Below are 12,496 nucleotides of genomic sequence, written 5' to 3'. Positions count from 1 at the left end.
TCACGGAAGGCCGCTTTTACCTGCCGTTTCTAGTTCGCGATCAAGAACCGCTCGGAAAGGCAGGGATGACCGGTTTGCCCTCGGCGGTCGCGCGCTCGGGCGATGAGCCGTCCGCGGGTGGCATCCGCCGCCTGACCTCGGTATCCGGCAGGATCGGCGGCATCGGACCGGTGGGCGGCCCGTCGTCGTCGGGCTTACCGCGCTGCGCCGCGTGCGCACCGCCCCTGCCCCGCCAGCGCGGCAGGGCCATCAGCACCAGAACGGCCACCGCCAGCACGATGACCACGGGGAACAGCAGGACGGGCACACCCACGGTGGACATGCCCACGATGCCGAAGGAGAACAGGAAGGTCCAGGCGTACATGATCAGCACGGACCGCCGGTGCGAGTGGCCGATGTCCATCAACCGGTGGTGCAGGTGGCCCCGGTCGGGCGCGAACGGCGACATGCCGTAGGAGGTGCGCCGCACGACGGCGGTGATCAGGTCGATGAGCGGCAGCACCAGCACCGCTGCGGGGACGAGCAGCGGCAGCACCACCGGGAACTTGTTCATGTCCACGATGGCCGAGGTGTCGACCGGCGTCACCGTGACGATCGAGGAGGCCAGCACCAGCCCGATCAGCATGGCGCCGGTGTCGCCCATGAAGATCTTCGCCGGGTGGAAGTTGTGCGGCAGGAAGCCCAGGCAGGTGCCGATGAGAACGGCTGCGATGGCGGCCGTGGCGGTGATGTTGCTGCCGGTGATGTCCTGGGAAATGATGATCGAGTAGGCCCAGGTGGCCATGCCGGCGATGCACACGATCCCGGCGGCGAGCCCGTCGAGCCCGTCCACGAAGTTGACCGCGTTGATCGTCACGACCACGACCAGGATGGTGATCACGGTGCTCAGCGTGTAGTCGAGGCTGGTGGGGCCGCCCCACGCCTCGGGCAGCGGGAGCGAGGTCAGCCGCATCCCGAAGTAGACCAGCACCCCGGCCGCCGCAACCTGGCCGGCGAGCTTGATGAAGGCGTCCATGCCCCACCAGTCGTCCAGGAAGCCGGTGATCGTGATGAGCCCGCCCGCGACTATCAGCGCCAGCACCGGCTGGGCTCCCGTGTCGAGCAGAGCCGAACCGGAGTGGGTGAGCTGGCCGGCCAGCAACAGGCCCGCGACCAGCCCGCCGTACATGGCCAGGCCGCCCAGCCTGGGCGTCGGCGTGGTGTGCACGTCACGATCGCGAATCTCAGGCATGGCGCCGATGCGGATGGCGAAACGGCGCACCAAGGGGACCAGCAGGTAGGTCACAGCCGCTGAGATGAGCGCCATGAACAGGTATTCGCGCACGGACCTAGTTTCCCGGATACTCCGGCCGACTGTGACCGGAAAACAACACAGACCAGCTTAATATTCGCTGAGATATGGCGGATGTATGGCGAGAAGCGCCGAGACTCTTGCCCGAACCTCCTCCGCCTCGTCCGGCCGGCGCACCGCGCGGGCCACCAGCGTACCCACCTCTTCCAGCTCCTCCGGCCCCATGCCCTGGGTCGTCAGGCAGGGCGTGCCGACGCGGATCCCCGAGGTCACGGCCGGGGGCTCGGGATCGTAGGGGATCACGTTGCGGTTGAGGGTGATCCCGGCCGCCGCGCACCTTCGCTCCGCCTCCGCCCCCGACACCCCCAGGTCACGCAGGTCGATCAGGGCCAGGTGGGTGTCCGTGCCGCCGGACACCGGCCGCATCCCCGCGGCGGCCAGCGCGTCCGTCAGCGCCCGCGCGTTCACCACCACCCGCCTGGCGTAGCCGGCGAACTCCGGCCGCATCGCCTCCGCCAACGCCACCGCCTTGGCCGCCACCACGTGCATCAGCGGCCCGCCCTGCACGAACGGGAACACCGCCCGGTCGATCCGCTTCGCCAGCTCCTCGGTGCACAGGATGGCGCCGCCGCGCGGCCCGCGCAGCACCTTGTGCGTGGTGAAGGTCACCACGTCCGCGTACGGCACCGCCGACGGGATCACGCCGCCCGCCATCAACCCGATCGGGTGCGCCACGTCGGCCAGCAGCCAGGCCCCCACCTCGTCGGCGATCCCGCGGAAGGCCCCGAAGTCGATCAACCTCGGGTACGCCGTGGCGCCGCACACGATGACCTTCGGCCGTTGCCGCAGGGCGAGGTCGCGTACCTCGTCGTAGTCGATGAGTTCGGTGTCCCGACGCACGCCGTACGAGACGACGTCGAACCATCTTCCGGAGAAGTTCACCTTCGAGCCATGGGTGAGGTGGCCGCCGTGGGCCAGGGCCATGGCCAGCATCGTGTCGCCGGGCTGGAGCAGGGCGGCGCAGGCGGCCAGGTTCGCGGAGGCGCCGGAGTGGGGCTGGACGTTGGCGTGCTCGGCGCCGAACAACCGGCGTGCCCGCTCCACCGCCAGCCGCTCGGCCCGGTCCACGACCTCGCAGCCGCCGTAGTAGCGCCGGCCCGGGTAGCCCTCGGCGTACTTGTTGGTCAGGGTGGATCCCAGGGCGGCCAGGACCGCGGGCGAGGTGAAGTTCTCGCTCGCGATGAGCTGGAGCTCGCCGCGCACCCGGTCCAGTTCGTCGAGCAGGACCTGAGCGAGCTCGGGATCCTGCCGCCGTAGCAGCCCGAAGTCCGGGCCGTAGTAGGGCTCTGCACCCATTTCCCCACTGTACGGCCCAATGTCCGGTTCTCCCAGATGCCAGAGCTCTGGGCGGAAATATCACCTCATTGGAAGGCGTGCGGGGCGTTGCTCTCCGTCGGGATCCAGCGCGGTGTGTCGGCCGCCTCGTCGCTGATCGCGGTGAGCACGGAATGACGGTAGACGGCCAGCCTGGTGCGCCATTCGCGGATGTCCTCGACGTAACGCTTGCCCACCGGGGCGTCCCACGTCTGCGGGCTCCTGGCCAGGTCGTACGCCCTGTCGAGGGCCGTTCTGAGGGTGTCGAGCTGCGGCATGACCGTGTTCCAGGCGACGATCAGGCGCTGGTAGTCGGGATTGAACGCCCAGGCTCTCTGGGGGTTGTCCAGGGGTCCCGTGGGGACCGGCGGGACCTCGTCCCGTCCTCGGGGCTTGGGGGCCGGCGGATCGACGTACATCACGCCCTCCTCTCCGGCCCACCGGGCTCGTCGACCGGCGCGACATTCACCGTGACCACATCACTCCCGTCGCCCACCACCACCTGGAACTTGACCTCCCTCTCAACCCCACCACCGACTGAATAGCCGCCACCGCCATCGGACCGTGCGGGCAAGGCGCCGCCAGAAGCCTCGGGCACGGCGCCACCAGGCTGTTGCTGTTCGGCCGCCGGAGGCGTCGGCGGAATCCTCACAGGCTCCCCCCGTCCGCCCGTCCCGCTCTCAGCGGTCCCCTGGCCACCCGCCCCCCGCTCAGCAGTCCCCTGGTCGCCCCCGCCCCGCTCAGCGGTCCCCTGATCACCCGAGCCCCGCTCCGCAGCCCCTTGGCCGCCGCCTTCCCTGCCCCCGGCGCCCTGGCCCCCAGCATCCCTGCCACCGGCGCCACCGGCGCCCTGGCCGCCGGCGCCTTGGTCCCCAGCATCCCTGCCACCGGTGCCACCGGTGCCCTGGCCGCCGGTCTCTCTGCCACCGGTGCCCTGATCGCCGGCATCCTTGCCCCTGGCGTCCTGGCCGCCAGCGTCCCTGCCACCGGTGCCCTGGCCGTCACCGGATCCCTGGCCCGGCTGATCTCCTGCCGACCCGCCGGGAGTGGTGTCCGTGCCGCCGGGCGACCGATCCGAGCCTGAGGCGCATGCGTCGTCGGCCCGCGCGGCCGAGGCCGTGTCGTCGGCCGGCGAGCCATCCCCACGCGGGCCTCCGTAGGCGGGTGAGACGTCGCCGGGCGTGTCGTTCACGGGCGTGGTGGGGATGCCCGGGATCTGCGTCGTGGAGCCGGCTTCTGGGGCCGTTCCAGGCGGAGGCAGGATCACCCCGTCGCCGCCGCCCGTGGTCGGCCGGCCCGGGTCGATCGAGCCCGTGGGGCCGTCGACGCGGATGTCCACCCCATCGCCCTTTCCGTATTCGCCCGCCGGGACCTCGACCCTCGGCATCTCCATCGGCTGGACATCCCGGTAATTCTCGATCACCGTCTTCAGGGCGTCCGGGCTGGGCGGGGTCGTGTTGGCGGAGACCACGTCGCTGCCGTCGTTGGTCCAGACGCTGACGTCCGCCGCGGCGTCGGCGTCCACGGACACCTTCGGCATTTCCGCGGGTCGCACGTCGTCGGTGTTCTCCAGCAGGGCTTCCAACTGCTCGGCCGTCGGCGGGTCGATGGGCACCTGGAGAACCTTGACCCCGTCGACCACCACGATCTGCGGCTTCGTCGCGTCCTGCTGGTCCTTGGCCGGGGTGCCGGTCGCGCTCCCGTCGGTCTTGGCCCCGCCGTCCCGCTTGCCGTCCTGATCGACGTCCTTGGGTTGGTCCGCGGGCTGGTCGCAGGCCGTGCCCTCGGCTCCCGTGTCCTTCCCAGCCCCGGTGCCCTGGCCGGTCCCGGTGTCCTTACCCGTCCCCGTGTCCTTACCGGCCCCCGCGCTTTCGGCGTCGTCGCGCCGCTTCCCGTCAGAGTCCGTCGTGCCTTCGCCGTCGCCGGTCTTCGCCCCATCCCCGGCCTTCGCCCCATCCCCGGCCTTCGGGTCGTCCCCGGTCTTCGGGTTGTCCCCGGCCTTAGGTTCGTCTCCGGCCTTCGGAGTATCCCCGGTCTTGGCCTGGTCCCCGTCTCTCCCGGAGCTCCCGCCGTCGTCCCTCGTCCCGTCCTTACCGGCAGCCCCGTCCTTACCGACGGTCCCGTCCTCGCCGGACTTGCCCTCCTCGCCGGTCTTCGCTTCCTCGCCCGTTCTGCCCCGCTCGTCGGCCGATTCCCTTCCCAGCTCGGGAACGTCCCCCGGCGGCTGGTCCACGCGCTTCTCCAGCGTCCCGAGCCGGACGTTGACGTCCTTGACCATCGCGTCCGCCGCCTCGGCGACCTGGACGGGACGGTGGGTGGTCTGGGTGGCGAGGCCGGCCCGGCTCATCGCGGCCCTGACCCGGTCCTCGACCGCGCGCATCTGCGTGGCCGCGTGCTTCACCTCGGTCAGCAGGTCACGAACCAGCTTGGGATCCATGCCGTCGAACTTGCCCATCGGCCACTCCCGGACGTCTCACCGCTCCGGGCCTCACCGTAATCTTGGCCGCGTCACGACCGCAGCCGGGATAAGCAGACGGTATCGATCAGTCGTCGGTGGCGACGTAGCCGATGATGCCGCGCAGCTTCTCCACCGGGATCGCGCCGCGCCGCAACATCCGGGGCACGGCCGTAGTGAGGTCGAGGATGGTGGAGGGCGTGTTGTCGGTGGTCCTGCCGCCGTCGAGATAGACCGCGACCGAATCGCCGAGCTGCTCCTGAGCCGCCTCCGCCGTCATGGCCGGCGTCGCGCCGGAGCGGTTGGCGCTGGAGACGGCCATGGGACCGGTCTCCTTGAGCAGGTCGAGCGCGACCGGATGCAGCGGCATGCGAACGGCCACCGTGCCCTTGGTCTCCCCCAGGTCCCAGGTAAGGGCCCTGTTGGCCTTACAGACGAGCGTGAGCGCCCCGGGCCAGAAGGCGTCTATCAAATCCTGCCCATAGGGTCCCAGGTCCTCTACGAGCGCTGTGGCGGCTCTGACGGTCCCCACGAGCACCGGCGGCGGCATCTCCCGCCCCCGCCCCTTGGCGTCGAGCAACGCGGTCACGGCCGCCGGCGTGAACGCGTCGGCGCCGATGCCGTAGACCGTGTCGGTCGGCAGCACCACGAGCTCGCCGCGGCGCACCGCGGCGGCGGCCTCCGTCAGTCCCTCGCTCCGCTGGTCGAGGTCGGAGCAGTCATAGCGTCTTCCCACGGCGTGCATCCTAGTCCTGCCCCAGCCGGGCCGTGACGAAGCGGTCCCTTCTGGTGAGGTCCTGGCGAAGCCGCACGTCACGCCAGCCCTTGTCCTCGGGGAAGGTCAGGTAGACCGCCCTGCCCTGCTCGTCGGCGTGTTCGACGACGACCCAGCCGCCGGGCCGCAGCAGGCGCCGCGCCGTACGCTCGACCGCGCGCACCTCCCCCAGCCCATCCTCGCCCGAACCGTAGAGCGCCCTGGAGGGGTCGTAGTCACGCACCTCGGGATCACGCGGGATGGCCCCGGGCGGGATGTACGGCGGGTTGGAGATGACCAGGTCCACCTTCCCGTTGAGCTCGGGGAGCGCCTCCGCGAGATCCTCGGGATGCAGGTGGGTACGGCCCTGCCCGTGCTCGGAGATGTTGCGCTTGGCCCATGTGTACGCCCCGGGATCGACCTCCACGGCGTGCACCTCGGCCAGCGCCACCTCCTGGGCGATGGAGAGCGCGATCGCCCCCGACCCGGTGCCGAGGTCCACCACGAGCGGCGCGGTCACGTCCATCTCGCGCAGCGTCTCGATGGCCCAGCCCGCCACCACCTCGGTCTCCGGCCGCGGCACGAACACCCCGGGCCCGACCGCCAGCTCCAGATAGCGGAAATAGGCGTGCCCGGTGATGTGCTGCAGCGGCTCGCGGGCCTCCCGCCTGGCGACGCCCTCCCAGAACAGCGCGTCGAAGTCGGCGTCCTTGACCGTGTGCAGCTCGCTCCTGCGCACGCCGTGGACGAACGCCGCTATCTCCTCCGCGTCGGTGCGCGGGGAGGGAACACCTGCCTCGGCCAGCCGGGCGGTGGCGAGGGCGATCTCGTCCAGGAGAAATGTCATGAGTGTTGTGCGAGCTTCTCCGCCATCTCGGCGTCGATGAGGGCCTGGGTGACGGCGCTGAGCTCACCGTCGAGAACCTGGTCGAGGTTATACGCCTTGAAGCCCACCCGGTGGTCGGAGATGCGATTTTCCGGGAAGTTGTACGTGCGTACGCGCTCGGACCGGTCGACCGTCCGGACCTGCGACTTGCGCTCGGCCTGGGCGGCGGCCTCGGCCTCCTCCTGGGCGATGGCCAGCAGCCGGGCGCGCAGGATGCGCATCGCCGACTCCTTGTTCTGCAGCTGGCTCTTCTCGTTCTGGCACGAGACGACCACGCCCGTGGGCTGGTGGGTGATGCGGACCGCGGAGTCGGTGGTGTTGACGCTCTGGCCGCCGGGGCCGCTGGACCGGTAGACGTCGATGCGCAGGTCGTTGGGGTCGATCTGGACGTCGACCTCCTCCGCCTCCGGGTAGACGAGCACGCCCGCGGCGCTGGTGTGGATGCGGCCCTGCGACTCGGTGACGGGCACCCGCTGGACGCGGTGCACCCCGCCCTCGTATTTGAGCCTGGACCACACGCCCTCGTCGCCCTTGGCCCTGATGCCGACCGTGACGTCCTTGTAGCCGCCGAGGTCGGAGGGCTGGCTGTCGATGACCTCGGTCTTCCAGCCGAGCCGCTCGGCGTAACGGAGATACATCCGCAGCAGGTCGCCCGCGAACAGCGCCGACTCCTCACCGCCCTCGCCCGCCTTGATCTCCATGATGATGTCCTTGTCATCGTTGGGATCGCGCGGGATGAGCAGGTGCCGGAGCTTCTCCTCCATCTGGGGGATGCGCTCCTGGATCTCGGCGGCCTCCTCCGCGAACGCCTCGTCCTCGCTTGCCAGCTCCTTGGCGGCGGCGAGGTCCTCGCGGGCCGACTCCAGCTCGCGATAGGTGCCGATGATCGGCGTGAGCTGGGAATAGCGCCGACCGAGGGTGCGGGCCCTGTTCTGGTCTGCGTGCACGGCGGGATCGGCGAGCTGCACCTCCAGCTCGGAATACTCCTTGAGCAACTCGTCGAGATTCACCGTGGGTCCTTCGTCCGTTGGGTGGCCCTTGTCGCACCAACAACGCCGGCCCAGGCGCACCGGGGTGCGTCCGGACCGGCGTGAGTGAAGCTACTTGCCCGTGGCCTTCTTGCCGAAGCGCTTCTCGAAGCGCGCCACCCGGCCGCCCGTGTCGAGGATCTTCTGCTTGCCGGTGTAGAACGGGTGGCAGGCAGAGCACACGTCGGCGTGGATCACGCCGTTTTTCGCGGTGCTGCGGGTGGTGAACGTGTTGCCGCAGGAGCAGGACACCTGCGTCACGTGGTAGTCAGGGTGAATGTCGCGCTTCATCGCTGTCCTTTCGGGGCCGCGGCCGCCGGGTCGCCGTCACAGGCGTGAACCGGAACCGCGAAATGGTCAGCTACCAGTGTGCCAGATCGTGCAACCATCCCAGGCCATCCGGCATTCCCACGATCTTCACTCGGGCCACACCTGCCCCGCCTGACCCGTCAGCGGCCCAGATAGGTGAGCACGGCGAGCACCCTCCGATGGTCCTCCGGCGCGGGTCCGAGCGCCAGCTTGGCGAAGATGCCGGAAATATGCTTTTCCACCGCGCCTTCCGTGACGACCAGCCGGGAGGCGATGGCGGTGTTGGAGCGGCCCTCGGCCATCAGGGCCAGCACCTCCCGCTCCCGGGGCGAGAGCGAGTCCAGCGGGGCGCCCCGGCGCTGCCGGCTGAGCAACTGCACGACGACCTCGGGGTCGATGACCGTGCCGCCCGCCGCCACCTGCCGCACCGCCTCCAGGAACTCGGCCACGTCGGCCACCCGCTCCTTCAGCAGGTAGCCGACGGCCCTGCCGATGAGGTCCCCGGCGTAACGCTCCTCCACGTACTGCGACAGGACCAGGATCGGGAAGTCGGGCCTGGCCGCGCGCACCCGCAGCGCCGCCCGCAGGCCCTCGTCGGTGTGGCTCGGCGGCATGCGCACGTCGACGATCGCCAGGTCGGGCTCGTGCTCCCGCACCGCGTCGACCAGCGAGGGGCCGTCGGAGACCGCGGCGACGGTGTCGATGCCCCCGTCGGCCAGCAGCCGCGAGAGCCCTTCCCGCAGCAGTACGGAGTCCTCGGCGATGACCACGCGCATGGGCTCATGCCTACCATTCGCAGGGCAGCTCCGCGCGGACGATCGTGGGCCCGCCCACCGGGCTGTGCAGCACGAGCACGCCGTCGATGGTGGCCGCCCGGTCGGCCAGCCCCGACAGGCCGCCTCCAGGGCACATGACCGCCCCGCCGACGCCGTTGTCCCACACGTCCACGACCACCCCGCGGTGGTCCCTGATGACCGTGACCGTCGCCTCGGTCGCCGCCGAGTGCTTGGCCATGTTGGTCAGCGCCTCGGCCACGGTGAAGTACGCGATGCTCTCCACCGCCGCCGGAGGCCGTTCGGCCAGCTCCACGGACACGTCCACGTGGATGGGCGCCCGCGCGGCCAGCCCGGACAGGGCGGCGTCGAGCCCGCGGTCGCTCAGGATGGCCGGATGGATGCCCCTGGCCAGGTTGCGCAGCTCGGCGATGGCGGCCTTCGTGCCCGCGTGAGCTTGGGCGATGAGCGTTCTGACCGTCTCGGGCTCGGTGTCGAACTTCGACTGCGCCCGCCCCAGGTCCACCGCCACGGACAGCAGCCGCTGCTGGGCGCCGTCGTGCAGATCCCGTTCGATCCGGCGCCGCTCGGCTTCGGCCGCGTCGATCCCGCGGGCCCTGCTGGCCCGCAGCCGCTCCTCCTCGCCGCCGCCGAGCAGCACGACGGCGAGCGTCCCGTGCAGCCAGGCCATCCCCCGCACGAGGTACGCGGTCAGCACCAGCACCAGGGCCCCGAACACCGCCGCGACGAACGACCCCGCCCAGTCGTCGATGACGATATCGCTGTGGAACGCCGTACCCCTGTCCAGGGCCAGCCACACGGGCGCGAACAGCAGCACCCCCGTGGCCATCCACAACGCGACCGACAGCGCGCCCTCGACGAGCCCCAGCGGCAGCAGCATGAGCAGGTAGCCCAGGTCCTTCCAGGTGGCGGCATCGCCCAGCAGCCACCGGATGTGCGCCCCCACGCCACGCTCGGGCCGCCGCCGGTACGGGTCGGCGATCGTGATCCCGAACGCCGCCCGGAGCAGCCGCCGCTCCAGCATCGCCCCGCCGCGCCACATCAGCACGGTGGCCATCGTCAGCGGCACACCCACCCAGATGATCGCCAGTGCGAGCGACACCGGCACGGCGAACGCCAGCAACACGAACCAGCCGAACCCGAAGGCCCCACTGACCAGCAAGTACGGGGCCGCCCGCCAGGTCATCGGATCGACCAGGGCCCCCAGCGGCCCCTTGGGGCCTAATGGCACGCGGTCTTTCAACGCCACCGATCGCATGCCTCCCAGCGTGCCCGCGCGGGCCTCAGGAGTGAATGCAGCGAGCTTCCGTCTCAAGGTAGGGCTACCCCCACCCCCGCCCCCGCAAGAACTCCGAAGCCCCTCGATCAAGGACACCCGAGGCTTCTGGACAACGGAAGGGGCGGCCGGGGAAACCCCCGACCGCCCCCTTCCGCAGAGATGATCCGCAGAGATCCGCTAGTCGCGGTCGTTGCTCACCGTGGTCTTCTGGACCTGCAGGAGGAACTCCGCGTTGGACTTGGTCTCCTTCATCTTCTCCAGGAGCAGCTCCAGAGCCTGCTGCATGTCCAGCGCGTGCAGCACCCGCCGCAGCTTCCAGACGATCTGCAGCTCCTCCTTGGCCATGAGGATCTCTTCCTTACGGGTGCCGGACGCGTCCACGTCCACCGCCGGGAAGATGCGCTTGTCGGCCAGGGAGCGGTTGAGCTTGAGCTCCATGTTGCCGGTGCCCTTGAACTCCTCGAAGATGACCTCGTCCATCTTCGACCCGGTCTCGACCAGGGCCGTGGCGAGGATCGTCAGCGAGCCGCCGTTCTCGATGTTGCGGGCGGCGCCGAAGAAGCGCTTGGGCGGGTAGAGCGCCGTGGAGTCGACACCACCCGACAGGATGCGCCCGGAGGCCGGGGCCGCCAGGTTGTAGGCGCGGCCGAGGCGGGTGATCGAGTCGAGCAGGACGACCACGTCGTGGCCCAGCTCCACCAGACGCTTCGCCCGCTCGATGGCGAGCTCGGCGACGGTGGTGTGGTCCTCGGCAGGACGGTCGAAGGTCGAGTGGATGACCTCGCCCTTGACCGACCGCTGCATGTCGGTGACCTCTTCAGGCCGCTCGTCCACGAGCACGACCATCAGGTGGCACTCGGGGTTGTTGCGGGTGATCGCGTTGGCGATGGCCTGCAGCACCATCGTCTTGCCGGCCTTGGGCGGCGAGACGATCAGACCACGCTGGCCCTTGCCGATCGGCGAGACCAGGTCGATGATCCGCGTGGTGAGGATGTTGTGCTCGGTCTCGAGCCGCAGGCGCTCCTGCGGGTAGAGCGGCGTCAGCTTGTTGAAGTCGGGCCGGTTGCGGGCCTGCTCCGGGTCCATGCCGTTGACGGTGTCGAGGCGGACCAGGGCGTTGAACTTCTCGCGCCGCTCGCCCTCGCGGGGCTGCCGAACGGCGCCGGTGATGACGTCGCCCTTGCGCAGGCCGTTGCGGCGGATCTGGGCCAGCGAGACGTAGACGTCGTTGCTGCCGGGCAGGTAGCCGCTGGTCCTGACGAACGCGTAGTTGTCGAGGATGTCGAGTATGCCGGCGATCGGGATGAGGACGTCGTCGTCGCCGATGACCGGCTCGCTGCCCTCGAAGCGGTCGCGGCCCCGGCCGCGGTTGCGCTCCCTGAAGCGGCCCCTGCGGCCGCGCCCGCCACGGTCGTCGTCCTCGCCGCCGCGCTGGTCGCCCCGCTGGTCTCCGCGCTGATCACCGCGCTGGTCACCGCGGCCACCGAGGTCGGCGGCACGCTCACGCTGCTCGCCGCGCCCGTCGGCACGACCGCCCTCACCGCGGTCGCCGCCCGAGCGGTCGCCAAGGCGGTCGCCGCCACGGTCGCCGGTGCGGTCACTGCCGCGGTCACTGCTGCGGTCGCTGCTGCGGTCACTGCCGCGCTCGTTGCGGTCGCCACGCTCGCCACGGTCGCGGCGCTCGCCACGGCTGCGGCGCTCGCGGCGGCTCTCGCCACGCTCGGCCCTGGTGTCACCCTGGCCCGCGTCCACGGGCTGCGTGGACTGCACCGGCTGCGCGGGCTGCGCGGGCTGCTCCACGATCGGGTCGGCCGGCGCCGCGGCGGCGACCGGCTCGGGGGCCGCGATCACGGGCTCGGCCGGCTGAGCCGCCGGTGGCGGGGCGGGGTCCTCGACTGTCTTGGGGCGGGAACGTTCCCTGCGCGTGCGGGTCGGCCGCTCGGCCGCGGGAGCCGCGGCCGAGTCCGTCGCGGCCGGAGCCTCTGCTACGGGTGCGGTGGCCGGTGCGCCATCGCCGGAACCGCCACCCTGCTTCTCCTGGATGGCCGCGATGAGCTGGCTCTTCCGCATACGCCCGGTCCCGCTGATGCCCAGCTCCGCTGCCATCTTCTGCAGCTCGGGCAGCACCTTGGCGGACAGTCCGGTGCCGGAGCGACGCGCACGCGGCTTGGCCGGGGCGCGGGTGGGGGTGTCGCCGGACGCCGGCTCAGCGCCTGATGCGTCGGAGAGGAGTTCGGTGGTGTCGCTCAACTAAAAGGTCCTTCCCAGGGGTCGGGCGCCGGTTTTGTTCTGCCGGGCGTCCCGGAGGTGCTTGCGATCCGGCGGG

At 70.8% G+C, this 12,496-nt stretch carries 11 protein-coding genes; all 11 read right to left on the bottom strand.

Features of this window, described 5'->3' with window-relative positions; genetic code table 11:
- Positions 1 to 40: 40 nt before the first annotated feature.
- Positions 41 to 1,324, bottom strand: a complete 1,284-nt coding sequence (locus BLS95_RS24585) for a glycosyltransferase family 4 protein (protein ID WP_090935537.1) — start codon at positions 1,322 to 1,324, stop codon at positions 41 to 43.
- Between the two features lie 57 nt (positions 1,325 to 1,381).
- Complete coding sequence (locus tag BLS95_RS24580; RefSeq protein WP_090935534.1) at positions 1,382 to 2,647, bottom strand: serine hydroxymethyltransferase; 1,266 nt, start codon at positions 2,645 to 2,647, stop codon at positions 1,382 to 1,384.
- 65 nt (positions 2,648 to 2,712) lie between these two features.
- Positions 2,713 to 3,084, bottom strand: a complete 372-nt coding sequence (locus BLS95_RS24575; protein WP_090935531.1) for a hypothetical protein — start codon at positions 3,082 to 3,084, stop codon at positions 2,713 to 2,715.
- Positions 3,084 to 5,120 carry a collagen-like domain-containing protein gene (locus tag BLS95_RS55840; protein WP_090935528.1) on the bottom strand — a complete coding sequence of 679 codons (2,037 nt, stop codon included), beginning with the start codon at positions 5,118 to 5,120 and terminating at the stop codon, positions 3,084 to 3,086. The genes BLS95_RS24575 and BLS95_RS55840 overlap by 1 nt, the downstream gene beginning before the upstream one ends.
- 88 nt (positions 5,121 to 5,208) lie before the next feature.
- Positions 5,209 to 5,865: an L-threonylcarbamoyladenylate synthase gene (locus BLS95_RS24565; protein WP_176993366.1), complete on the bottom strand. Its 657-nt coding sequence runs from the start codon at positions 5,863 to 5,865 to the stop codon at positions 5,209 to 5,211.
- Between the two features lies 1 nt (position 5,866).
- Entirely contained in the window at positions 5,867 to 6,721 is an 855-nt protein-coding gene (prmC, locus tag BLS95_RS24560; protein WP_090935525.1) for a peptide chain release factor N(5)-glutamine methyltransferase, read from the bottom strand.
- On the bottom strand, positions 6,718 to 7,770 hold the full coding sequence (prfA, locus tag BLS95_RS24555) for a peptide chain release factor 1 (protein ID WP_090935522.1): 1,053 nt from the start codon (positions 7,768 to 7,770) through the stop codon (positions 6,718 to 6,720). Before prfA ends, prmC begins: the two co-directional genes overlap by 4 nt.
- A 90-nt stretch (positions 7,771 to 7,860) precedes the next feature.
- Entirely contained in the window at positions 7,861 to 8,079 is a 219-nt protein-coding gene (rpmE, locus tag BLS95_RS24550; RefSeq protein WP_043616312.1) for a 50S ribosomal protein L31, read from the bottom strand.
- 158 nt (positions 8,080 to 8,237) lie between these two features.
- Positions 8,238 to 8,873, bottom strand: a complete 636-nt coding sequence (locus tag BLS95_RS24545; RefSeq protein WP_090935520.1) for a response regulator — start codon at positions 8,871 to 8,873, stop codon at positions 8,238 to 8,240.
- Positions 8,874 to 8,883: 10 nt separating this feature from the next.
- Positions 8,884 to 10,149: a sensor histidine kinase gene (locus tag BLS95_RS24540; protein WP_218135966.1), complete on the bottom strand. Its 1,266-nt coding sequence runs from the start codon at positions 10,147 to 10,149 to the stop codon at positions 8,884 to 8,886.
- 198 nt (positions 10,150 to 10,347) lie between these two features.
- Positions 10,348 to 12,420 carry a transcription termination factor Rho gene (rho, locus tag BLS95_RS24535; RefSeq protein WP_090935514.1) on the bottom strand — a complete coding sequence of 691 codons (2,073 nt, stop codon included), beginning with the start codon at positions 12,418 to 12,420 and terminating at the stop codon, positions 10,348 to 10,350.
- Positions 12,421 to 12,496: the final 76 nt, after the last annotated feature.

The sequence above is a fragment of the Nonomuraea jiangxiensis genome (assembly GCF_900099965.1).
In the GTDB taxonomy this organism is placed as follows: Bacteria; Actinomycetota; Actinomycetes; order Streptosporangiales; family Streptosporangiaceae; genus Nonomuraea; species Nonomuraea jiangxiensis.
Note: the sequence above shows the minus strand (reverse complement) of the source record. Positions and strands in the feature narration are given on the sequence as shown.

Excerpts from the sequence above, each read along its gene's own strand:
- BLS95_RS24580 (WP_090935534.1), bottom strand. The coding sequence starts at position 2,647 with ATGGGTGCAGAGCCCTACTACGGCCCGGACTTCGGGCTGCTACGGCGG.
- BLS95_RS24575 (WP_090935531.1), bottom strand. The coding sequence starts at position 3,084 with ATGTACGTCGATCCGCCGGCCCCCAAGCCCCGAGGACGGGACGAGGTC.
- BLS95_RS55840 (WP_090935528.1), bottom strand. The coding sequence starts at position 5,120 with ATGGGCAAGTTCGACGGCATGGATCCCAAGCTGGTTCGTGACCTGCTG.
- BLS95_RS24565 (WP_176993366.1), bottom strand. The coding sequence starts at position 5,865 with ATGCACGCCGTGGGAAGACGCTATGACTGCTCCGACCTCGACCAGCGG.
- prmC (WP_090935525.1), bottom strand. The coding sequence starts at position 6,721 with ATGACATTTCTCCTGGACGAGATCGCCCTCGCCACCGCCCGGCTGGCC.
- rpmE (WP_043616312.1), bottom strand. The coding sequence starts at position 8,079 with ATGAAGCGCGACATTCACCCTGACTACCACGTGACGCAGGTGTCCTGC.
- BLS95_RS24545 (WP_090935520.1), bottom strand. The coding sequence starts at position 8,873 with ATGCGCGTGGTCATCGCCGAGGACTCCGTACTGCTGCGGGAAGGGCTC.
- BLS95_RS24540 (WP_218135966.1), bottom strand. The coding sequence starts at position 10,149 with ATGCGATCGGTGGCGTTGAAAGACCGCGTGCCATTAGGCCCCAAGGGG.